We start from the raw sequence: 19,918 nt of genomic DNA on the forward strand, positions 1-19,918 counted from the left end.
CGCGGAGCGTGCACCCTTCCAGAGGAGGATCACCGTGACGAATCCCCGCCCCACCACCAACAACGTCGGCATTCCGGTCGCGAGCGACGACGAATCGCTCACCGCAGGAACGCAGGGCCCGGTACTGCTGCACGACCACTACCTGATCGAGAAGCTCGCCCACTTCAACCGCGAACGGGTCCCGGAGCGTGTCGTGCACGCCAAGGGCGGCGGCGCGTTCGGCGAACTCGTCGTCACGGGCGACGTCAGTGCCTACACCAAGGCCAAGCTGTTCCAGCCGGGCGCGAAAACCGAATCCCTCGTGCGTTTCTCGACGGTCGCCGGGGAGCAGGGCAGCCCCGACACGTGGCGCGACCCGCGCGGTTTCGCGGTGAAGTTCTACACCGAGGACGGCAACTACGACCTCGTCGGCAACAACACCCCGGTGTTCTTCGTCAAGGACCCGATCAAGTTCCCCGACTTCATCCACTCCCAGAAGCGGCTACCCGGTTCGGGTCTGCGCGACCACACCATGCAGTGGGACTTCTGGACGCTGCGACCCGAGAGCGCCCACCAGGTGACGTGGCTGATGGGTGACCGGGGCATCCCCCGAACCTGGCGCCACATGGACGGTTTCGGCTCCCATACCTACCAGTGGGTCAACGCCGCGGGAGAGCGGTTCTGGGTCAAGTACCACTTCAAGACGAACCAGGGCATCGAATTCCTCACCCAGGACGAGGCCGACCGCCTCGCCGGCACCGACCCCGACTACCACCGCGCCGACCTCCACGACGCGATCGAGCGGGGCGAGTTCCCCAGCTGGACGCTGAAGGTGCAGATCATGCCGGTGGCCGAGGCGGAGGGGTATCGCTTCAACCTGTTCGACCTGACCAAGGTGTGGTCGCAGCGCGACTATCCGCTGATCGAGGTCGGCACCTGGACGCTGAATCGCAATCCGCGCAACTTCTTCGCCGAGATCGAGCAGGCCGCGTTCGCGCCGTCGAACATCGTGCCGGGCATCGGCCTGTCGCCGGACAAGATGCTGCTCGGCCGCGTGTTCTCCTACGCCGACGCGCACCGCTACCGCATCGGCGCGAACCACGCGCAGCTGCCGGTCAACGCGCCGAGGAACGAGGTGAACTCGTATTCCAAGGACGGCGCCATGCGGTACTCGTTCAACGACCCGGGCACCCCGGTGTATGCGCCGAACAGCTTCGGCGGCCCGCACGCCGACCCGCAGGCCGCCGGCGACGAAGGTTTGTGGGAGTTCGGCACCGAGGCGGTGCGGGCCGGCTACGTCCGGCATGCCGAGGACGACGACTTCGGTCAGGCCGGCACGCTGGTCCGCGAGGTGCTCGACGACGCGGCCCGTGAGCGGCTGGTGGGCAACATCGTCGGCCACATCCTCGGGGGGACCGCGGCGGCGTTGTACGAGCGGATCTTCGAATACTGGTCGAACGTCGACGCCGACCTCGGCAAGAAGGTCGAGGAGGGCGTGCGGGCGGGCCGGGCCTGACCTCCCGTCAGAGAATGCCCCACCAGTAGAGGAGGGTGGCCAGTATCCACACGATGACCGTCTGCATCACTCTGTCCTCCCTCGATACGGATTCTTCCTCCATCATCCGCCCGCGCGGCCGCGGCTGCCACGGACACTCCGGGCCGAAGGGGCCCCGTATCCACTTCGTTGCCTGCGGCCGCGCGGAACTCGGTCACCGCGTCGAGCGTTGAAGCGGGGGAGACATGTCCGAAGCACGGCCGGCGCGCGACGTCCGTCGCCGCCGGGAGGCACATCGACACGGATAGGAGCTCGGATCATGACCGGACCGATCACCAGCACGTTGAGCCCGGACCAGCAGAAGGTCGCCGGGGACGCTCTGCAGGGCACCCTCGTCGACATGATCGACCTGAGCCTGATCGCCAAGCAGGCGCACTGGAACGTCGTCGGCCCGCAGTTCCGCAGCCTGCATCTCGCGCTGGACGAGATCGTCACGGCCGCCCGCACCTACACCGACGAGGTGGCGGAGCGCCTCACGGCGATCGGCGTCAGCCCGGACGGACGGGCCACCACCGTCGCCCAGGACTCCGGCACCACGGGTTTCGGCGCGGGCTGGACCAAGGACGAGCAGGTCGTCGCGGCGATCACCGACAACCTCGCGGCCGTCATCGGACGCCTGCGCGAGCGCATCGCGGCGACGGACGAGGCCGACCCGGTCACGCAGGACCTGCTCATCGCCCAGACCGCCGGCCTCGAGCAGGCGCACTGGATGTGGCAGGCGCAGCTCGCCTGAGCCGTCGAGTGCGAGAGGGCCACCCGTTCCCGCGGGTCCCCCTTCGTGTGCGCCGGGCGATCGAACACCTGTGTTACTGAAGTGTCGGATGTGATTGCTACGTTGGCATCGGTTCGTTCTTCGATCGAAAGGTGCCTGCAGCGATGGTCATGGGTCCCACCCACGCGGTGTCCGGGGCGCTGGTCGGCCTCCTCGTCGCCGACGTGCTGCCCCGCGAGTGGGGCGGGCCCACATCCACGGCCGAGACGTTCGCGTTCGCCGCGGTCTGCGCCGGTTCGGCCCTCCTGCCGGATCTCGACACGCCCCAGTCGACGGTGGCGCGGTCCTTCGGGCCGGTGAGTCAGGTCGCGGCGCGCGGCATCGACAACCTCTCGCTCGGTTACTACACGCTCACCAAGGGCCGCCGCGACCGCAGCCGTCGCGGCGGGCATCGCACGCTGACGCACACGGCCCTGTTCGCGGGCCTGCTGGGGGCGGGGGTGTCGACGCTTGTCGCCCGGTTCGACCGGGTCGCGGTCGTCGCCGTCCTGTTCGTCACGCTCGGCCTGGCGCTGCGCGGGCTCGCGGACGGATGGGCCAAGCGCAACGGCTGGCTCGTGGTGACCGCGACCTCGGCGGTGCTGTCGGTGCTCATGTGGAACTGGTTCCCCGGAGAGGTCGGTTCGGTGGGCCTCGGGGTGGCAGTGGCGCTGGGATGCGCGACGCACTGCCTGGGCGACGCCGTCACTAAGGAGGGCATACCGTTCCTCGCGCCGTTCCTGCCGTGGCGCGGCGAGCGCTGGTGGGAGATCAAGATGCCCGGGTTCCTTGCCATCCGCGCCGGCGGCGCCTTCGAGCTGGCGATCCTCGGTCCAGGGCTGACGATCGCCGCGTTCGCGATGGCGGTGTGGTCGATCGACGGCGCGCCGGAACTCCTGCGGGAGGCCGTCGGCGTGTAGGTCCTCGAGGGTGCTCACCTGCGCAGCGACGCGGCGATGCGATACACGGCGGGCACTGTGTACGCCCAGTCCTGCAGCGACAGGTAGGCCGACGTGGGGACGAGCACCACATGCCGCAGCCCGGCCTCCCCGAACTCCCGCAACCGCGCGGTGATCCGGCCCGGTGTGCCGACGAGGAATCCGTATTCGGTGACCTCCGGGGGCACCGCCGCGAGCGCCTCCTCCCACCGGGCCCGGTCGTAGCGTTCCGGGATCACGTCGACCGAGCCGCGGAACTCCGGCCCGAAGGGATGTACCGCGCCGGCCGCAGCCCAGTGCTCGGCGGAGAACAGCAGCGTCCAGTACCGCATCATCCGGCTGTGCAGCATCGCCTGCGCCCGCTTCTGTGTGGGGGCGACGAGGATGTAGGCCACCAACGCCGGCACGATCCGGTCGGGGTCGCGACCGGCCTCGGTGGCGGCGGTACGGATGCGCGCCAGTTTCGCCGCGTACTCGTCCGGGGTGCGCAGTGCGATGGTCATCGGCAGCCACCCGTCGCCGTAGCGCCCGGTCAACTGCAGCATCCGAGGTCCGTGGGCGGCGATCCAGATCTCCGGGGTGCGCCCGGGTGGGGCCTGCAGGTCCATCACCGCCCCGTCCAGGTGGAAGTGCGTGCCGTGGAAGTCGAACGGGCCGTGCGAGTCGAAGCAGCGGCGGACGATCTGCACGGCTTCGGCGAGTCGGTCGACCGGGTGGGCCTGCGACAACCCGTACGGGTCGATGTTCATCCGCTCCCCGCAGCCCAGGCCGAGGATCGGCGCGCGCTTGGTCAGATGCGCCAGGGTCAGGGCGGCCTGAGCGAGCAGCACGGGGTGGCGCCGGATCGGCTCGCTCACTGCCACCCCGAGCCGCATCCTCCCCGCAGGGGCCGCCAGTGCCCCGAGCAGGGTCTGGTAGTCGAACACCTCGTGCGGACTCGACACCTGGTCGCTGAAGCGGGTGAAGGTCCTGTCCCACAGGGCGGTCGGGAAGAACTCCTGGAAATGGTCCCAGACGAACAGCGACGTCAGCCCGCCATACCTCGCCAGCGCCGTGATGACCCGCACCTCGCGCCACGGTGGGTTGGACGAGGTGTACATGCCGGTATCGATCGTGGTGGACGTCATGGCGTTCCCTTCCGGGCCTGTCCGTTCACCGGCGGCCGGCGGTGCTCTGACGCCGCCGTGCAACGGCACTCTGTCGCCGCCGTGCAACGGCACTCTGTCGCCGCCGTGCAACGGCACTTGCCACTGTCTGCCCGTGACCGGGTGCGGGGCTAGGGTCCTACGTCCTCGCTCCGGTCGTGGACGGCGGCGTTCAGCCGGTTCGGCGGCGCATTACGGAACCACTGGCATCGAAAGAGAACTTGTTCTATTTTTGCTCTGTTTCTGCCTCTTCCCAGATCGGAGCCCAGCCCGGTGGACCCCCGCGACGCCCGGACGGACGGCGACCCCGCCTCGACCACGACCCTCAGCCGACGAGCCCTCCTCGGCGCCGCCGGTGCCGCCGGTGCCGTCGCACTGACCGGCCTCGCCTGGACCCCCGCCGGTGCGGTCCCGGCCGGCGATCCGCGCGCCACCATTCCGGCACCCCCGGAGTTCCCCGCAGACATCCCGCTGGCCCAGCAGCGCTTCGAGAACTGGGCCCGGACGATCCGCTTCGACGCGGTGTGGACCGCCACCGCACGCGATGCGCACGACGTCGTGCGCATCGCCGACTGGGCCCGCGCCCACGGTTACCGCGTCCGGCCGCGCGGCACCATGCACAGCTGGAGCCCGCTGACCGTCGTGCCCGGCGAGAGCGTCGAGAAGATCGTGCTGATCGACACGATGGTGCACCTGAACGCCGTCACCGTCGATCCCGCGGGAACACCCGCCACCGTCACCGCCGGCGCGGGTGCGAGCATCGAGTCGATCCTCGCCGCGCTCGAACAGCACGGCCTCGGCTGGGCCAATGCCCCCGCGATCGGCGACATCACCATCGCGGGCGCGCTGTCGATCGGCGCGCACGGCGCCACCTATCCGGCCGCGGGGGAGCGTGCGCTCCCCGGCCAGTCGTTCGGCTCACTGTCGAACCTCGTCGTCGCCCTCACCGCCGTCGTGTGGAACGCCGCCGCCGGCGCCTACGAACTGCGTGAGTTCCGTCGGTCCGAACCCGAGATCACGCCCCTGCTCGCCCACCTGGGCCGCAGCTTCGTCACCTCGGTGACCCTGCAGGCCGGGGCCAACTACCGGCTGCGCTGCCAGAGTTTCACCGACGTGCCGTGGCAGGAACTGTTCGCCCCGCCCGGTTCCCCGGGCCGTACCTTCGAGCGGTTCGTCGAGGAGTCCGGCCGCGTCGAGGCGATCTGGTTTCCCTTCACCGAGACGCCGTGGCTGAAGATCTGGTCGGTGTGCCCCGAGAAGCCACCGACCGTGCGCGAGGTGCACGGCCCGTACAACTACTTCTTCTCCGACAGCATCCCCGAGGAGGTCACCACCCCTCTCGGCCGGGTGGCGAGCGGGATGCAGGCTGCCACCCCGGCCTTCGGTGCCGGCCAGTTCGGGGCCGTCGCCGCCGGTCTCGCCGCCACCGGCACCGCCGACCTGTGGGGCTGGTCGAAGGACCTGCTGTTCTACCTGCGGGCCACCACGCTGCGCGTCATCGCCGGCGGTGGGGTGGTCGTCACGCGGCGCGCGAACATCGCCCGCGTCGTCCACGAGTTCACCACCTGGCTGCACGAGCGGATGACCCACTACGCCTCGCTCGGGCAGTATCCGGTCAACATGCCGTTCGAGGTGCGACTGTGCGCCGTCGACGACCAGTCGGAGGTGCTCGTCGATTCGGCCGGAGCGCCGAATCTGTCGGCCGTGCGTCCCCGTCCCGACCGGCCCGACTGGGACACTGCCATCTGGATGAACGTCGTCTCCATTCCCGGCACCCCGGGGCAGTCCGCGTTCTTCCGGGAGATGGAGCAGTGGATGGTCGACCACTACTCCGGTGACTACGCCACCTTCCGGTCCGAGTGGTCGAAGGGCTGGGCGTTCGACGAGCAGGGGGGACATCGGGATTCGCGGTTCCTCGGCGAGACGATCCCGGCGATGTACCGCACCGGGCTGTCCGCCGACGAGGGCTGGGACGCGGCGCGCGCGGCGTTCGATCGGCACGATCCGCACCGGGTGTTCAGCAACGGTTTCCTGGACCGGCTGCTGCCGCCGGTGTAGGGGCCACGGGAGGGGGTTCCGGTACGATCCGAGGGCACGGTTCGGTTTCGATCCGGCCGCTTGCGTCTTTCACAACTCCCACACCAGTCACATCCGTATACATTTGCCCCGTTCCATGTGAGTCGACGGTGGGAGCGACGTGCGGAAGTTCGAGACGGGGAAGAAGGCGGGCGGTCACCACGCGGCTCGACGCCACGTCCGCCGTGGATCCGTCGCGGCCGCGATGTCGCTGCTCGCCTTCCTGATCGCGCCGGCGCCACCCGCCGCGGCGAACCCGATCGTCGAGCCCGTCGCGGCCGACCCCAGCATCGTGCGGGCGCCCGACGGGGCGTACTACATGTACACCACGGGCGACGACTGGGGCGACGGCCGGGGACTGCGGGGGATGTCCGTCTTCAAGTCCTTCGACCTCACGGACTGGATGTACGTCGACGACGTGTTCTCCGAGAGTCCCGGATGGCATCCGGCGAACAACTACGTCTGGGCTCCCCACGTGATCGAGTCGGACACCGGGTACAGCCTCTATTACGCGCTGCCGGACGGGGCGAATCCGTGCATCGGCCTCGCCACCGCACCCGGACCGGCCGGCCCGTGGACCGACCTGGGCCGCCCCGTGTTCTGTGCCGAGGACGTCGGCGTCCAGGGCACGATCGATCCGTTCGTGTGGGACGACGGCACGACGAAGACGATGTTCGTCGGGAACTTCAAGGGCGTCTACGCCATCCCGCTCGCCGCGGACGGAACCGCGCCCGCAGGCGAACCGGTCCGGGTCGCGGACGAACGCTTCGAGGGGCCGCACGTCGAATACCGCGACGGCTACTACTACCTGTTCCTCTCCTCCGGCCACTGCTGCAACGGCGCAGACACCGCCTACCGGGTGCTCGTCGGCCGGTCCGAGTCGTTGACCGGCCCGTACGTCGACCGCAAGGGTGACGACCTCGACGGCGGTGGCGGCGCGCTCATCCTGGCCGGCAGTGATCCGTGGGCGGGACCCGGGCACAACACGGTGGTGACCGACGACGCCGGCGACGACTGGATCGTCTACCACGCGATTCCCCGCGACGATCTCCAGCTTCCCAGCGGTGCCCAGCGACGGGAGGGCATGATCGACCGGATCGTGTGGGCCAACGGCTGGCCGGAGATCGGCGACGGGTCCCCGTCGTCGACCCGCCCCGACGTTCCCCGGACGGATCTTCCCGTGCGCGTCTCGCTCACGGCCGACACGGCCACGACGCTGCCCGCCTCGGGCGGGGTGATCGAAGCCACCATGCTCGTCGAAGCACCCGGCGACGCGCCCTACACGGGTCAGGTGTGGGGCAGTGCGGTCCGTCCGAACGGCGAGGAAGGCGAACCGGTCCTGGGCCCGATCGACGTCGATCTGGCGCCGGGGGAGACCCGCGAGGAGCGAATCGCCTTCACGGTGAGCGACAGTGCGGCGAACGGCACCTACGGCCTGTACGCCTTCGCCGGCACCCACGGCGTGGAGACGGTCGAGTTCGGTGCCGTCACCGCCCGCAAATCCGACGGGCTCTCGGACGTCGGCGAGCCCCTCGACGTGGTGACACTGCGAGTGCGCGAGACGGTCCGCTGACCGCGTGGTCCCACCCCGGCGCGCCGGGGCTTCGGCGCGACGGGGGAGCCACCCATAATCGAGGGATGGATCGAGCCTCCTATCCGGCGCTGTTGCGCGCAGACACCGAGCGGCTGCTCGCCGCCGGCGAAGACCGGCTCGACCGGCCGGTCCCGACCTGCCCGCGCTGGTCCGTCGAACGGCTTCTCGGGCACGTCGGCCGAGTGCACCGGAACGCCGCGGGCTGGTTGCGCACCGGCGGTCGCACCGAGATCCCCCCGGCTCCGGCCGGGGCCGCCGTCGTCGCATGGGTGCGGGACGGACTCGAGGAGCTGACAGAGGCCGTGCAGTCGGCCGATCCGCACGTCGACGAGCAGACCTTCGCCGGACCGCAACCGGCTTCGTTCTGGGTCCGTCGCATGGCGGTCGAGACTGCGCTGCACCGGATCGACGCCGAACTCGCCGCGGGCGAGGGCACCACGCCCGTCGACACCGCGCTGGCCGTCGAGGGCATCGACGAACTCTTCGGGGTGCTGCTCCCGTTCCGTGCCCTCGGCGGCGCGGGGGCCCTCGGTGGGGCGGGGAGTGCCGGGTCGCCGGCCGGGTCGGGGAAGACGATGCACCTGCATGCGACCGACCCCGCCCTCGCCGCCGGCGAGGGCGAATGGTTGATCACCTTCGATGCCGACGAACCTTCCGTCGTCCACACCCACGCCGAGGGGGACGTCGCGGTCCGCGGGCCGGCGTCGGATCTGCTGCTCCTCCTGTGGAACCGGGCGTCCCTCGATCGATTCGACGTGTTCGGTGACGCCGCGCTGCTGACCCGTTGGCGCGACGAGGTGACGATCTGACGCCGATCTCGGTTACTGCCGTGCGAGCAATCGCTCGAGGTCGTCGAGAACGAGCATCGCGCCGGTCGGGCCGAGTGCGAGGAACCACGTCTCGTCGCTCACCGCGACGGCGCGCCCCTGCTGCACGGCTGTGAGGCTCGACCACAGCGGGCCGCCGACGACCGCCGCCTCGTCGGTTTCCCTGCCGTAGCTCGAGTAGAAGATCCGGTCGCCGTCCGCCTCCGTGATCGTTTCCGGGCTGACCTCGGCCGCAAGTTCCTCGATGTCCTGGACCGGCGGACGTCGCAGCCCGACGTCCTGCAGGATGACGCCGATGAACGAGAGGTTCCCGTACAGGCGGATCTTGCCGGACATGAACCGCACGAGCGAGATGCTCGGATCGCCCTGGATGGAGTCCCGCACCTCGTCGGCGCGGCTCTGGTAGGCGTTGAGGACGGACTCGGCCTTCTCCTCCTCGCCCAGCGCGTCCGCGACGAGCAGGAAATTCTCCTTCCACGGGAAACCGGGCCGGATCGAGAACACGGTCGGGGCGATGGCGGACAGCTGCGGGTACATCTTGTCCGCGCGGAGCTTGCTGCCGACAATCAGATCCGGCCGCAGCGCGCCGATGGCCTCGAGATCGAGGTTGTTGATCGTGCCCACGTCGGCGACACCGGCGAGCCGGTCCGCGAGGTACGACGGCTGCTCCGCCGCGCCCTCGGGACTCGCGAGGCCCACGGGTGTGAGGCCGAGGGAGAGGACGTCGTCGAGTTCGCCGCCGTCGAGCACGACGACGCGCTGCGGCTTGGCCGCGATCTCCGTCTCGCCGAGAGCGTGGGTGACCACGCGGGGGAACCGGCCGGGTTCCGCGTCGCTGCCGAGCTTCGCCGTCTCCTCGTCGGCGGTGGCGAACAGCCGGCCGCCGGTGGCCACGTCGGTGTTGCCGGAGCCGGTGTCGCGGGTCGACTCGGCCGCGCCGCCGCACGCCGCGACGGTGAAGGTGACGAGCAGGGCCGCGGCGGTGAGGCGGCCGAGGTGTCTGAGCTTGTGCATGAGGGCAGGCTATCCTTGCCTCATATCCTCCGTGGCCCCACCCCCGGAGGATCAACCCGTTGTCGGGGTCCCTCGCCGGCGGTTGCGCCGGTCGATGTGCAGGGTCCGCAGAACTGCCCGACGGCCGGGTCGCGGGACTGCCGGCGGAACGGTCGGCGCGGTAGTCGGGGAGCGGAACTTCAGTTCGGAGGCGGTTTCCGGGGCGTCATCGGAGGTCGCGCGCAGGAATCGATCAGGCAGAGCGAGCTTGTGGATCGTGCGCAGCGTCAGAAGGTACTGCCGGACGAGCGAGCCGGTGGTGTACGGCAGATCGTACTTCTCGCACAGCGCCCGGACCTTCGTGGAGATCTCTGCGTAGCGGTTGCTGGGCAGGTCCGGGAACAGGTGATGCTCGATCTGGTAGCAGAGGTTACCGCTCATGAAGGCCAACACCGGACCGGCGTGGAAATTGGCGCTTCCGAGCATCTGCCGGAGATACCATTCCGCCCTTGTCTCGCGCTCGAGCTCGACGAGGGTGAACTTCTCGGCGCCGTCCGGAAAGTGCCCGCAGAAGATCACCACGTACGACCACAGGTTCCGGAGCAGATTCGCGGCCAGGCCGGCCGTCAGGGTGCGCCGCCAGCGACGACCGCTGAGGGCGGGGAAGACCAGGTAGTCCTTGAGTGATTGGCGGACAACCTTTCCCAGCAGTGCCCGGTTGTGGTCGGTCTTCTCGGCCGCGCTGCCGGCGTGCTCGTTCACGGAGTGCAGACCGTGCAGTGCGATTCCCCACTCGAATGTGGTTGCCAACAGCAGGTTTCGCAGCGGTTGCGCCAGATTGCCCGGATGCCAAGGCTGGTCGCGGGTGATCCGGATGACGCCGAAGCCGAGGTCGTCGTCCATGCCGACGACGTTGTTGAAGACGTGGTGGCGGTAGTTGTGGGAGTACCGCCACTGTGAGGAGAGCCCGGCCATGTCCCATTCCCACGTGGTGGAGTGGATCTCCGGGTCGTTCATCCAGTCCCATTGCCCGTGCGAGACGTTGTGGCCGATCTCCATGTTCTCCACGATCTTGGCCCCGGCGAGGGCCGTCACCCCCAGCGCCCACCCGGCCGGCGCCTTGCTGGCGCATATCATCAACCGCGCAGCGACATCCAGTGCACGTTGGAATGCGATCGTGCGCCGGATGTAGGCGGCGTCCGCCGCGCCGAGCGACTCGGTGACGTCCCGGCGGATCCCGTTCAGCTCGGTGCTCAGCGCCTCGACGTCTTCCGCGGTGAGGTGCGCATATTCCTTGATGTCGGAGATCGCCATCGTGTTCTTTCCGTATCGAGTCCGCAACGTGCGATGCCGGATGCGGCCCCGCACGGCAGGACTGAATCAGTAGTGGTTGCGGCGGCTTGCCACGGCGTACTCCGTGGAGTCGGGTGCCCGCTCGCTGTCGCTCGGCCCTCCGGGCCCGACGATCACGGCAGCGAGCAGGGGGTTCGGTCGCAGAACGTCGATCATGGCGGCCTCCGGGCCTGGAGTGTAGACCCAGTCAACACCCGCAGCGCTCGAGGTGTCAACACTGTAGACCTACAGCATAGGGCTACAGTGGAGGCGAACGGAGAGGAGTCCGTGATGCCGAAGGTTCCTGCGGGCCGCTCGATCGGATTCGACGACGGCAGGTCCGGCAGGAACACTCGAGCCCGGGAATTGATCCTTGCGTCTGCGCTCGCGATCATCGATCGCGACGGCGTCGAGGGGCTTTCGATGCGCCGCCTCGGCAAGGCTCTCGGCCGGGATCCGATGACCCTCTACCGTCACGCGCCGAACAAGGCCGCCCTCCTCGACGGAGTCGCCGAAATCGTCCTCGAGCAACTGGTCGTCGACCCCCGCGACGGCGACTGGGAAGAACAACTACGCACGGTTGCAAGGGATTTCCGGCAACTTGCCCTCGACCACCCGCACGTGGTTCCGTTGCTGGTCACCCGCCCCCTGTCCACACCCCTCGCGCTGCGGCCGCTCGGCACGCTGCGTCCGCTCGAAGGCATCCTGACCTTGCTCACCCGGGCCGGATTCTCCGCGGCCGAGGCGTTGCACGTCTACCGGGCCTTGTTCGGATTCCTCCACGGTCACGTCCTCGACGAGCTGCAGGAACTCGTCGAGCAGCCCGAGGAGTCCGACGACCTGCTCCGCCTGGGACTGCATCGCCTGCCGATCGACGAATTCCCGCTCCTGCGCAGTCTCGCGCCGATACTGGCCTCCTACGACGGCGCCGCCGAATTCGAACGCGGCCTCGACCTCTTCTTCTCCGGCCTGAGGGCAACTCTGGACGCGGGGGGCGGCCGGCCGTCCGGATGAGCCGCCGGCGCCGGCCGGACCTACGAATCCGCCAGCGTGCGCATGATGCCGTAGGCGTGATCCGGTTCGGTGTCGGGGGACAGGAGTGCCAGCACGAGTTGGGTGCCGTTGCATCCGAGGAAGTACATCGTGTGCGGTGGTTGTCCGGGTGCCGGCTCGCGCAGTGCGATACCGCCGGAGTCGAGGTCGAACTCGTCGATTCGCTTTCGCGATATCTGCAGGGCGTTCCAGTCGAAGCAGACCCGGGCAACGGGGCCGAGTCGCAGGGTGAGCGCGGAGATCAGGTCGTCCAGCTCATCGGTGAGGTTCGCGGTCCAGGGGAACCACGAGCCGTCGATCGGGGACGGTGGTGCCGAGTTCGGCCGGAGCAGGAAGCGGGGAGTCTGGGTCGGTGCGGGAAATCGAGCAGGGGGGCGTCGCGACGGTAGGGGGCGCTCGGGCGGGCCGGAGCGATTCCCGTTGCTGTGCGTGATGGCGTGGTTGTGCGTCATGAGACGCTCCTTGCGCGGCCTCGAGGAGGCCGACTTGTCACCGGGAGGCGTCGAGCCGGGCGCTCGAGGCGGGAAACGTGCCGGTCTGCTCACCGTACTTCACGATCGCGTCGGGCGCGTCGTGCCGAGACTCGGAGAACGGGATCGGGGCCCCTTCTCCGGATGGAGAAGGGGCCCCGATCAGGTCCTTCACGAGTCGGGGTGGCGGGATTCGAACCCACGACCTCTTCGTCCCGAACGAAGCGCGCTACCAAGCTGCGCCACACCCCGTTTCGAACCTCGGTTAGCTTACAGCACGATCGGGGTGACGGTTAAATCGCCTGGTCAGTGCGGTGAAAAGGTGCTCCGGGTGCCCGCGTCCGCGGTGCTGCGAGTCTGCTCGCGCGGGGCCGGGGTCAGCGTCAGCAGCGTCGCCTCGGGCCGGCACCAGAACCGGGCGGGGGCCGTCGGCGACGTGCCGATGCCCGCCGACACGTGCAACCGCATGTGCGAGCCCCAGCGCGACACGCCCTTGACCCGCGACCGGTCCAGCCCGCAATTGGTCACCAGCGCGCCGACCAGCGGCAGGCACAGTTGGCCCCCGTGGGTGTGGCCCGCCAGCACGAGGTCGTAGCCGTCGTCCGCGAACCGGTCCAGCACGCGCGGTTCGGGTGAGTGGGTCAGCCCCAGCCGCAGATCCGCCGCCGGGTTCGCCGGACCCGCGACGGTGTCGTACCGGTCCCGGTCGATGTGCGGGTCGTCGACACCGGCCGCGCTGATGCGCACCCCGGCGATCTCGAGTTCGCGGTGCACGTGCGTGACGTCGAGCCAGCCGCGCTCGCTGAACGCGGCGCGCAGATCGCTCCAGGGCAGCGGCACGCCGTGTACGCGCTCGTGGTCGCGGTCGAAGTACTTCAGCGGGTTCTTCACCCGGGGCCCGAAGTAGTCGTTGCTGCCGAAGACGAACAGCCCCGGCCGGGCGAGCAGACCGCCGAGCGCCTGCACGACGGCGGGCACAGCCTTCGGATGCGCAAGGTTGTCGCCGGTGTTGACCACGAGGTCGGGTTCGAGGCGATCGAGTTCGCGGAGCCAGTTCTGCTTGAGCCGCTGCCCGGGCGTCATGTGGATGTCGCTCAGGTGCAGCACGCGCAGCGTCGAGGCGTCCGGCGCAAGGACCGGGAGCGTCACCTCCCGCAGGGCGAAGGCGTTGCGCTCGATGAGCGTCGCGTAGCCGAGGCCCAGGGCGGCGGCACCGGCCGCACCGATCGCGGCACGTCGAAGAGTGGGAACGTCTGGCACGTCTCCAGCGTACCGCCGGGGCTCGTCCGCGCACGGGTTCGCGGGGCGCCGCGTAGCGTCGAGGCATGTCCGACACCACGTCCTCGCTCAAGTCCACGCTCCGCGCCGACCTCACGGCCGCGATGAAGGACAAGGATCCGCTGCGGATCACCACGCTGCGCATGCTGCTTGCCGCGATCCAGACCGAGGAGGTCGCCGGCAAGCAGGCGCGCGAGCTCACCGACGAGGACGTCGTGACGGTGCTCGCGCGCGAGGCGAAGAAGCGCGGCGAGGCTGCCGAGGTGTATACCGAGAACGGTCGCGGCGAACTGGCGGCCAAGGAGCACGCCGAGGCCCGCATCATCGACGAGTACCTGCCGACGCCGCTCACCGACGCCGAACTGGCCGACGTCGCGGATACCGCCATCGCGCAGGTCGCCGAGGAGATCGGGGAGCGGCCCGGGCCGCGGCAGATGGGTCAGGTCATGAAGGCCGCGACCGCGATCGCCGCCGGGAAGGCCGACGGCAAGCGCCTGTCCGCCGCCGTCAAGTCGCGCCTGTAGCCGAAGACCCCGTCCGGTCGTCGCGCGACCGGACGGGTGACGGTCATCGTCCCGGGATGGGTGCCGGCGCGGCCGGCACCGTCGTGTCCGGCACCTGGCTCTCGGTCGGTCGGCCGGGGGTCGCGCTCGGGCTCGGTGGCGCGGCGCGCACCGAGCCGTCGCTGACGAAGATCGTCACCGTGGACCCCGGGACGGCCGACCCGGACGGGGAGACCGAGGCGACGGTGCCGCTGCGGCCCTCCGCCTTGACCGTCGTCTCCGTCACCTGGAAGCCGGCGTCGATCAGCCGTTGGCTCGCCTGCTGACGGTTCAGACCCACGACGTTGGGCACCTGGGCATTGCCGGCGCCGCGCACGTACTTCTGGTCCGCGGGCGGCAACTCGGTGGGCCCGAACTTGTTCGCGACGGGCAGCAGTGCCGTGAACCAGGTGCGGGCCGGCTCGGTGCCGCCGAACAGATTGCCGTCGGAGCACGGGCGCACGGGTCCGCTGCAGATCTGCCCCGGTGTGGGGGAGTCGCCGTAGGTGTAGACCGCCCCGGCCAGGTTGTTCGTGAACCCGACGAACGCCGACGACATGTGCGACTCGGTCGTTCCGGTCTTCGCCGCCACCGGCAGGTTCCAGCCCACCGATCCGGCCGCACCGGACGCCGTACCACCGCCCGCGGTGTCCTTGCTCAGGGCGGTGGCGAGAGTGTCGGCCAGCCCCGGTTCGACGACCTGCTCGCACGCCTGCTGGGTGATCGGCACGGGCTTGCCGTCGCGGTCGAACACGGCGTCGATCGGCGTCGGCGGGCACCACTTGCCGTGCGAGGCCAGCGTGGCGGCGACGTTCGACAGCTCCAGCGGGTTCACCCATGTGGGGCCGAGCGTGAACGAGCCGAGGTGCTGGGCCTTCTGCATGTCGACCATGCTCTGCTCGCCGAAGCCGGACGTGTTGGGCTGCGCGTACGAGCGCAGGCCCAGCCGCACCGACATGTCGACGACCGCGTCCACACCGGTGGCCTCGATCAGCTTGACGAAGGCGGTGTTGGGGGACTGTGCGAGCGCGTCCGGCACCGACAGCTTCGCCGGGTACGGTGCGGCGTTCTCGACGCAGTAGGTGGCCGGCGGGCATCCGGGGGCACCGCCGTCGCCGAGGCCGCGGGCGTTGTAGCGGGACGGCACGTCCAGCACGGCGCTGGTGCCGAGGCCCTTCTCCATCGCCGCGGCGACGGTGAAGATCTTGAACACCGAGCCGGCGCCGTGACCGGTCAGCGAGTACGGCTGCGGCTGCACCGTCTGCGAGGCCCCGCCGTCGAGGCCGTACACGCGGCTCGACCCCATCGCCAGGACGCGGTGCGAATCCTCCCCGGGCCGGATCACGTTCATCACCGTCGCGACGTCGTCGACGGTCGGGCTGGTGAACTTGTCCAGCGACGATTTGACCGAGCCCTGGATCTCGGGGTCGAGCGTGGTGCGGATCAGGTACCCGCCCTTGTCGATCTGCTCGCGCGACAACCCGGCCTCGGCCAGGTACTGCAGGGCGTACTCACAGAAGAACCCGCGGTCGCCCGCCGCGATGCAGCCGCGCGGCAGGGTCTTCGGCTCGGGCAGGACGCCGAGCGGCTGCTCCTTCGCGGCCCGGATCTCGGCGGCGCGCTCGGGGATGTTCTGGATCATCGTGTCGAGCACGACGTTGCGTCGCGCCAGCACGCCGTCCGGATTGGTGTACGGGTTCAGCGCGGAGCTGGACTGCACCATGCCGGCGAGCATCGCGGACTGGGTGACGTTCAGATCCTTCGCGTCGATGCCGAAGTACGTCTGGGCGGCGTCCTGCACGCCGAAGGACCCGTTCCCGAACGGCACGAGGTTCAGGTAGCGGGTGAGGATCTCGTCCTTGGTCAGCTCGTCGTCGAGCGTCAGCGCCATCCGGATCTCCCGGATCTTGCGCGCGGGCGTCGTCTCGATCGCCGCGCGCCGCTCGGCGTCGGTCTTGGCGACCACGTGGAGCAGGTAGTTCTTCACGTACTGCTGGTCGATCGTGGACGCGCCCTGCTCGACCTGACCGCTGGTGGTGTTGGTGAGGAAGGCGCGGATCGTGCCCTGCCAGTCCACGCCCTGGTGTTCGGCGAAGCGCTTGTCCTCGATGGAGACGATGGCGAGTTTCATCTCGTTGGAGATCTGGTCGCTCGGCACCTCGAACCGGCGCTGGTCGTAGAGCCAGGCGATGGGGGTACCCGCCGCATCGGTCATCGTGGTGACCGCCGGCACCACACCCTCGACGAGTTCGGCGGAACTGTTGTCCACCGTGTCCGCGGCGCGGTTCGACACGTAGCCGAAGCCTCCGGCCGCCGGGAACATCACACCGGCCAGCAGGACTCCGCCCAGTGCCGTGCATCCTGCGAGCTTCGCCACCGTTTTTCCGATCGACACGTCTACACAGTACGTGCCACCCCGGGGCGCAGACCCCGGCGCACGCGTTCCCGTGTGTGCGTTGCGCTGGCAAAAGCCCTCCGACGTGCAGTGATGCACGGGCGTACCAGAAAAGTGTTTCTCCGCCTTGCATCCGGGGAAGTCTTTACCTAGATTGAGTCCTCAGTGTGATGCAGATAACACCTGAATAGGAATGTGGTGCAGATCCGTCGTGCTACGCCGCCGATTCTGCGCGCCTTCCAGGACCCCGTGACACGGCGTTCGGAGAGTAAGGGGCAACTGAATGCACATGACCACCCCGATGGCCCGGCTCGACGTAGACCAAGCAGAAGCACGCATCGCATGGGTATCGAAAGCCCGATGCCGTGAAGTGGACCCCGATCAGTTGTTCGTCCGCGGCGCCGCCCAGCGCAAGGCCGCAGTCATCTGCCGGCACTGCCCGGTGATGCTGCAGTGCGGCGCCGACGCCCTCGACAACCGCGTCGAATTCGGCGTGTGGGGCGGAATGACCGAACGTCAGCGCCGGGCGCTGCTCAAGCAGCACCCCGAAGTCGACTCCTGGGCCGACTTCTTCGAAGCGCAGCGTCAGCACCAGAACGCCGTCTGACCGCGCACCCCCGAGACCCGCGAGGTTACGCCTCGCGGGTCATCTGATCGGCGACGGCGCGCAGCCCGTCGAGGTCCGAGACCTCGAACGGCAGCGACGGCACGCCGACGACCGGAACCCGCGGGTGCGCACTCGTGAACCGGGCCAGCAGCCGCAGCTCCCGCTTCGCCGTCACCGCCCGATGAGCATGGACCCGGAGCACGGCCTCGGCCGGCGCGCTCTCCTTCCGGCCCTGCTCTTCGAGCAGATCCGCCGCGGTCAGGGCGTGGTCGGCCGGCAGCGGGCACAGCGTGGGATGCGTGCGGTTGAGGATCAGACCCGCGAGCGGCATGCGGTCCTCGGAGAGCCGCTCGACGAAGAACGACGCCTCGCGCAGCGCATCCGGTTCTGCCGCGGCCACCACCATGAAGTGGGTGCCCGGCTGCTGCAGCAACTGGTACGTGCGGTTGGCCCGCTCCCGGAACCCGCCGAACATCGAATCGAGTGACTGCACGAAAGCCGAGGCATCCGAGAGCATCTGGCTGCCGACGATCGTGGAGACCGCCTTCAGGGCCAGGCCCATCGCGCCCGTGACCAGCCGCCCGAGCCCGCGGCCCGGCGCGGTGAACAACCGGATCATCCGGCCGTCCAGGAACGCCCCGAGCCGCTGCGGTGCATCGAGGAAGTCCAGCGCGTTCCGCGACGGCGGGGTGTCGACCACGATCAGATCCCACGTGTCGCTCGCCGCGAGCTGCCCGAGCTTCTCCATCGCCATGTACTCCTGCGTGCCGGAGAACGACGAGGCCACCGTCTGGTAGAAGGGGTTGTCGAGGATCTGCTGCGCCTTGTCCGGTGCCGAGTGCTCGAGCACCATGTCGTCGAAGGTGCGGCGCATGTTCAGCATCATCGCGTGCAGCTCGCCCTTCGCGTCCGGCCCCAGCTGCACGAGTTGCGGGCTGTTGTCGAGGGCCTGCACGCCCAGCGCCTGTGCCAGCCGCCGAGCCGGATCGATCGTCAGCACCACGACGTTGCGGCCCTGCTCGGCCGCACGCAGGGCCAGCGCCGCCGCGGTCGTCGTCTTGCCGACCCCGCCCGCGCCGGTGCACACGATGATGCGCGACGAGGGGTCGGCGAGGATGGATCGGACGTCGAGCGGGGGCGCGTGGTGCGCCCGCGGCGCGGTCACCGCACGCCCTGTTCGCCGAGCTGCTCGGCGAGTTCGTACAGCCCGCCGAGATCCACGCCGTCCGCCAGCGCGGGCAGATGCATTCGTGCCACGTTCACCTCGTCGAGTTGGGCGGCGCTGACCTGCTGCGCCTGCAGGGTGGATGCGTACTCGATCGTCTCGGTCAGCAGACCCGCGAAGTCCTCGTCGCCGAGGGCGACCCCGGCGCGGTCGAGCCCCTCGCGTACCGCCTCCGCGTCGATCCGGCCGGCGGCGGCCTCGTCGACCATCTCCTCGGGCAGGAAGTCGGGGGCGGTGCGGTTGACGATCACCGTGCCCAGCCGCAGGTCCGCCGCGAGCAGCTCGGCCACCGCGTCGGCGGTCTCCTGGACCGGCAGCGCCTCGAGCAGAGTGACCAGGTGGACCATTGTCTCGTCGGAGTGCAGCAGCCGCACCACACCCTCGCTCTGCGACCGGATCGGACCCGACTTGGCAAGGTCGGCCATCGCCTTGGTCACGTCGAGGAAGCTGCCGATGCGTCCCGTCGGCGGGGAGTCCACCACGACCACGTCGTACACGGGTTCGCCGGTGCGGTCGGTACGCACCACGGTCTCCTTGATCTTGCCGGTGAGGATCACGTCCCGCAGGCCCGGCGCGAGCGTGGTCGCGAACTCGATCGCACCGATCCGGCGCATCGCCCGTCCCGCGAACCCGAGGTTGTAGAACATGTCCAGGTACTCGAGGAAGGCCGTCTCGATGTCGATGGCGAGGGCATATACGGCGCCGCCGCTGTCCGTCGTGGCGATCTTGGTCTCGACCGGAGGAAGCGGCGGCACGTCGAACAGCTGCGCGATGCCCTGCCGTCCCTCGACCTCTACGAGCAGCACCTTGCGGCCGCCCGCCGCCAGGGCCAGGGCCAGCGCCCCCGCGACGGTCGACTTACCGGTACCGCCCTTGCCCGAGACGAAGTGCAGCCGCGCCTGCGCGGCCGTCGCCGGCCAGACGTCGTGTTCAGCAGTCGTTGATGCCACGACGTCGAGCCTATAAGTCCGGTGCGCATATAGGGTCGAGACATGAGCGAATTGACAACGTGGGAGTACGCGACGGTGCCCCTGCTGACCCATGCCACGAAGCAGATCCTGGACACGTGGGGAGCCGACGGCTGGGAACTCGTGTCGGTGCTCCCGGGACCCACCGGCGAGCAGCACGTCGCCTACCTCAAGCGCCCGAAGGGCTGAG

Annotated in this window: 19 protein-coding genes and 1 tRNA gene; 10 read left to right on the top strand and 10 right to left on the bottom strand. The window is 69.5% G+C overall.

Going from position 1 to position 19,918, the window contains the following annotated elements; translation table 11 throughout:
• Positions 1–34 precede the first annotated feature (34 nt).
• From AIIKEEIJ_RS18435 to AIIKEEIJ_RS18445, 3 genes are all read left to right on the top strand, one after another.
• Positions 35–1,495 carry a catalase gene (locus tag AIIKEEIJ_RS18435; RefSeq protein WP_161996300.1) on the top strand — a complete coding sequence of 487 codons (1,461 nt, stop codon included), beginning with the start codon at positions 35–37 and terminating at the stop codon, positions 1,493–1,495.
• Positions 1,496–1,793: 298 nt separating this feature from the next.
• Complete coding sequence (locus AIIKEEIJ_RS18440) at positions 1,794–2,267, top strand: Dps family protein (protein ID WP_006945630.1); 474 nt, start codon at positions 1,794–1,796, stop codon at positions 2,265–2,267.
• 143 nt (positions 2,268–2,410) lie between these two features.
• Positions 2,411–3,205 carry a metal-dependent hydrolase gene (locus AIIKEEIJ_RS18445; RefSeq protein WP_006945629.1) on the top strand — a complete coding sequence of 265 codons (795 nt, stop codon included), beginning with the start codon at positions 2,411–2,413 and terminating at the stop codon, positions 3,203–3,205.
• Between the two features lie 14 nt (positions 3,206–3,219).
• On the opposite strand, the gene AIIKEEIJ_RS18450 is transcribed toward AIIKEEIJ_RS18445, so the two are convergent.
• Positions 3,220–4,350, bottom strand: a complete 1,131-nt coding sequence (locus AIIKEEIJ_RS18450) for an LLM class flavin-dependent oxidoreductase (RefSeq protein ID WP_161996301.1) — start codon at positions 4,348–4,350, stop codon at positions 3,220–3,222.
• Positions 4,351–4,641: 291 nt separating this feature from the next.
• Between AIIKEEIJ_RS18450 and AIIKEEIJ_RS18455 the strand changes: the two genes are divergently transcribed.
• From AIIKEEIJ_RS18455 to AIIKEEIJ_RS18465, 3 genes are all read left to right on the top strand, one after another.
• On the top strand, positions 4,642–6,426 hold the full coding sequence (locus AIIKEEIJ_RS18455; RefSeq protein WP_161996302.1) for a cholesterol oxidase substrate-binding domain-containing protein: 1,785 nt from the start codon (positions 4,642–4,644) through the stop codon (positions 6,424–6,426).
• A gap of 139 nt (positions 6,427–6,565) precedes the next feature.
• On the top strand, positions 6,566–8,017 hold the full coding sequence (locus AIIKEEIJ_RS18460; protein WP_161996303.1) for a family 43 glycosylhydrolase: 1,452 nt from the start codon (positions 6,566–6,568) through the stop codon (positions 8,015–8,017).
• Positions 8,018–8,082: 65 nt separating this feature from the next.
• Positions 8,083–8,847 carry a maleylpyruvate isomerase family mycothiol-dependent enzyme gene (locus AIIKEEIJ_RS18465; RefSeq protein ID WP_161996304.1) on the top strand — a complete coding sequence of 255 codons (765 nt, stop codon included), beginning with the start codon at positions 8,083–8,085 and terminating at the stop codon, positions 8,845–8,847.
• A 12-nt stretch (positions 8,848–8,859) separates the two neighbouring features.
• Here AIIKEEIJ_RS18465 and AIIKEEIJ_RS18470 read toward each other — a convergent pair whose 3' ends face one another.
• From AIIKEEIJ_RS18470 to AIIKEEIJ_RS33705, 3 genes are all read right to left on the bottom strand, one after another.
• On the bottom strand, positions 8,860–9,879 hold the full coding sequence (locus tag AIIKEEIJ_RS18470; protein ID WP_006945587.1) for an ABC transporter substrate-binding protein: 1,020 nt from the start codon (positions 9,877–9,879) through the stop codon (positions 8,860–8,862).
• 51 nt (positions 9,880–9,930) lie between these two features.
• Positions 9,931–11,172: a fatty acid desaturase gene (locus AIIKEEIJ_RS18475; RefSeq protein WP_161996305.1), complete on the bottom strand. Its 1,242-nt coding sequence runs from the start codon at positions 11,170–11,172 to the stop codon at positions 9,931–9,933.
• 66 nt (positions 11,173–11,238) lie between these two features.
• Entirely contained in the window at positions 11,239–11,367 is a 129-nt protein-coding gene (locus AIIKEEIJ_RS33705; RefSeq protein WP_006945579.1) for a hypothetical protein, read from the bottom strand.
• 114 nt (positions 11,368–11,481) lie between these two features.
• On the opposite strand from AIIKEEIJ_RS33705, the gene AIIKEEIJ_RS18480 reads away from it, so the two are divergent.
• Positions 11,482–12,204: a TetR/AcrR family transcriptional regulator C-terminal domain-containing protein gene (locus tag AIIKEEIJ_RS18480; protein WP_238406466.1), complete on the top strand. Its 723-nt coding sequence runs from the start codon at positions 11,482–11,484 to the stop codon at positions 12,202–12,204.
• Positions 12,205–12,224: 20 nt separating this feature from the next.
• Here the strand turns inward: AIIKEEIJ_RS18480 and AIIKEEIJ_RS18485 are convergent, their stop codons facing one another.
• The 3 genes from AIIKEEIJ_RS18485 to AIIKEEIJ_RS18495 all read right to left on the bottom strand — a co-directional run bounded on the left by AIIKEEIJ_RS18485 (position 12,225) and on the right by AIIKEEIJ_RS18495 (position 13,973).
• On the bottom strand, positions 12,225–12,695 hold the full coding sequence (locus tag AIIKEEIJ_RS18485) for a DUF5994 family protein (protein ID WP_161996306.1): 471 nt from the start codon (positions 12,693–12,695) through the stop codon (positions 12,225–12,227).
• A gap of 196 nt (positions 12,696–12,891) precedes the next feature.
• Positions 12,892–12,965 (bottom strand) — tRNA-Pro (locus tag AIIKEEIJ_RS18490).
• A 54-nt stretch (positions 12,966–13,019) separates the two neighbouring features.
• A complete protein-coding gene (locus AIIKEEIJ_RS18495) occupies positions 13,020–13,973 on the bottom strand; it encodes a metallophosphoesterase (protein ID WP_161996307.1) in 954 nt (317 codons plus the stop codon).
• A 65-nt stretch (positions 13,974–14,038) separates the two neighbouring features.
• On the opposite strand from AIIKEEIJ_RS18495, the gene AIIKEEIJ_RS18500 reads away from it, so the two are divergent.
• On the top strand, positions 14,039–14,515 hold the full coding sequence (locus AIIKEEIJ_RS18500) for a GatB/YqeY domain-containing protein (RefSeq protein ID WP_006945572.1): 477 nt from the start codon (positions 14,039–14,041) through the stop codon (positions 14,513–14,515).
• 43 nt (positions 14,516–14,558) lie between these two features.
• Here AIIKEEIJ_RS18500 and AIIKEEIJ_RS18505 read toward each other — a convergent pair whose 3' ends face one another.
• On the bottom strand, positions 14,559–16,910 hold the full coding sequence (locus AIIKEEIJ_RS18505) for a penicillin-binding protein (RefSeq protein WP_161996315.1): 2,352 nt from the start codon (positions 16,908–16,910) through the stop codon (positions 14,559–14,561).
• Positions 16,911–17,211: 301 nt separating this feature from the next.
• Between AIIKEEIJ_RS18505 and AIIKEEIJ_RS18510 the strand changes: the two genes are divergently transcribed.
• A complete protein-coding gene (locus tag AIIKEEIJ_RS18510) occupies positions 17,212–17,535 on the top strand; it encodes a WhiB family transcriptional regulator (RefSeq protein ID WP_026137870.1) in 324 nt (107 codons plus the stop codon).
• A gap of 25 nt (positions 17,536–17,560) precedes the next feature.
• Here the strand turns inward: AIIKEEIJ_RS18510 and AIIKEEIJ_RS18515 are convergent, their stop codons facing one another.
• Entirely contained in the window at positions 17,561–18,700 is a 1,140-nt protein-coding gene (locus AIIKEEIJ_RS18515; RefSeq protein ID WP_029547210.1) for an ArsA family ATPase, read from the bottom strand.
• Positions 18,697–19,710, bottom strand: a complete 1,014-nt coding sequence (locus tag AIIKEEIJ_RS18520) for an ArsA-related P-loop ATPase (RefSeq protein WP_006945568.1) — start codon at positions 19,708–19,710, stop codon at positions 18,697–18,699. Before AIIKEEIJ_RS18520 ends, AIIKEEIJ_RS18515 begins: the two co-directional genes overlap by 4 nt.
• 42 nt (positions 19,711–19,752) lie before the next feature.
• On the opposite strand from AIIKEEIJ_RS18520, the gene AIIKEEIJ_RS18525 reads away from it, so the two are divergent.
• On the top strand, positions 19,753–19,917 hold the full coding sequence (locus tag AIIKEEIJ_RS18525; protein ID WP_006945567.1) for a DUF4177 domain-containing protein: 165 nt from the start codon (positions 19,753–19,755) through the stop codon (positions 19,915–19,917).
• The last annotated feature ends 1 nt before the right edge of the window (position 19,918 follow it).

Source organism: Rhodococcus sp. YH1 (assembly GCF_009939605.1).
Lineage (GTDB): Bacteria > Actinomycetota > Actinomycetes > Mycobacteriales > Mycobacteriaceae > Rhodococcus > Rhodococcus aetherivorans.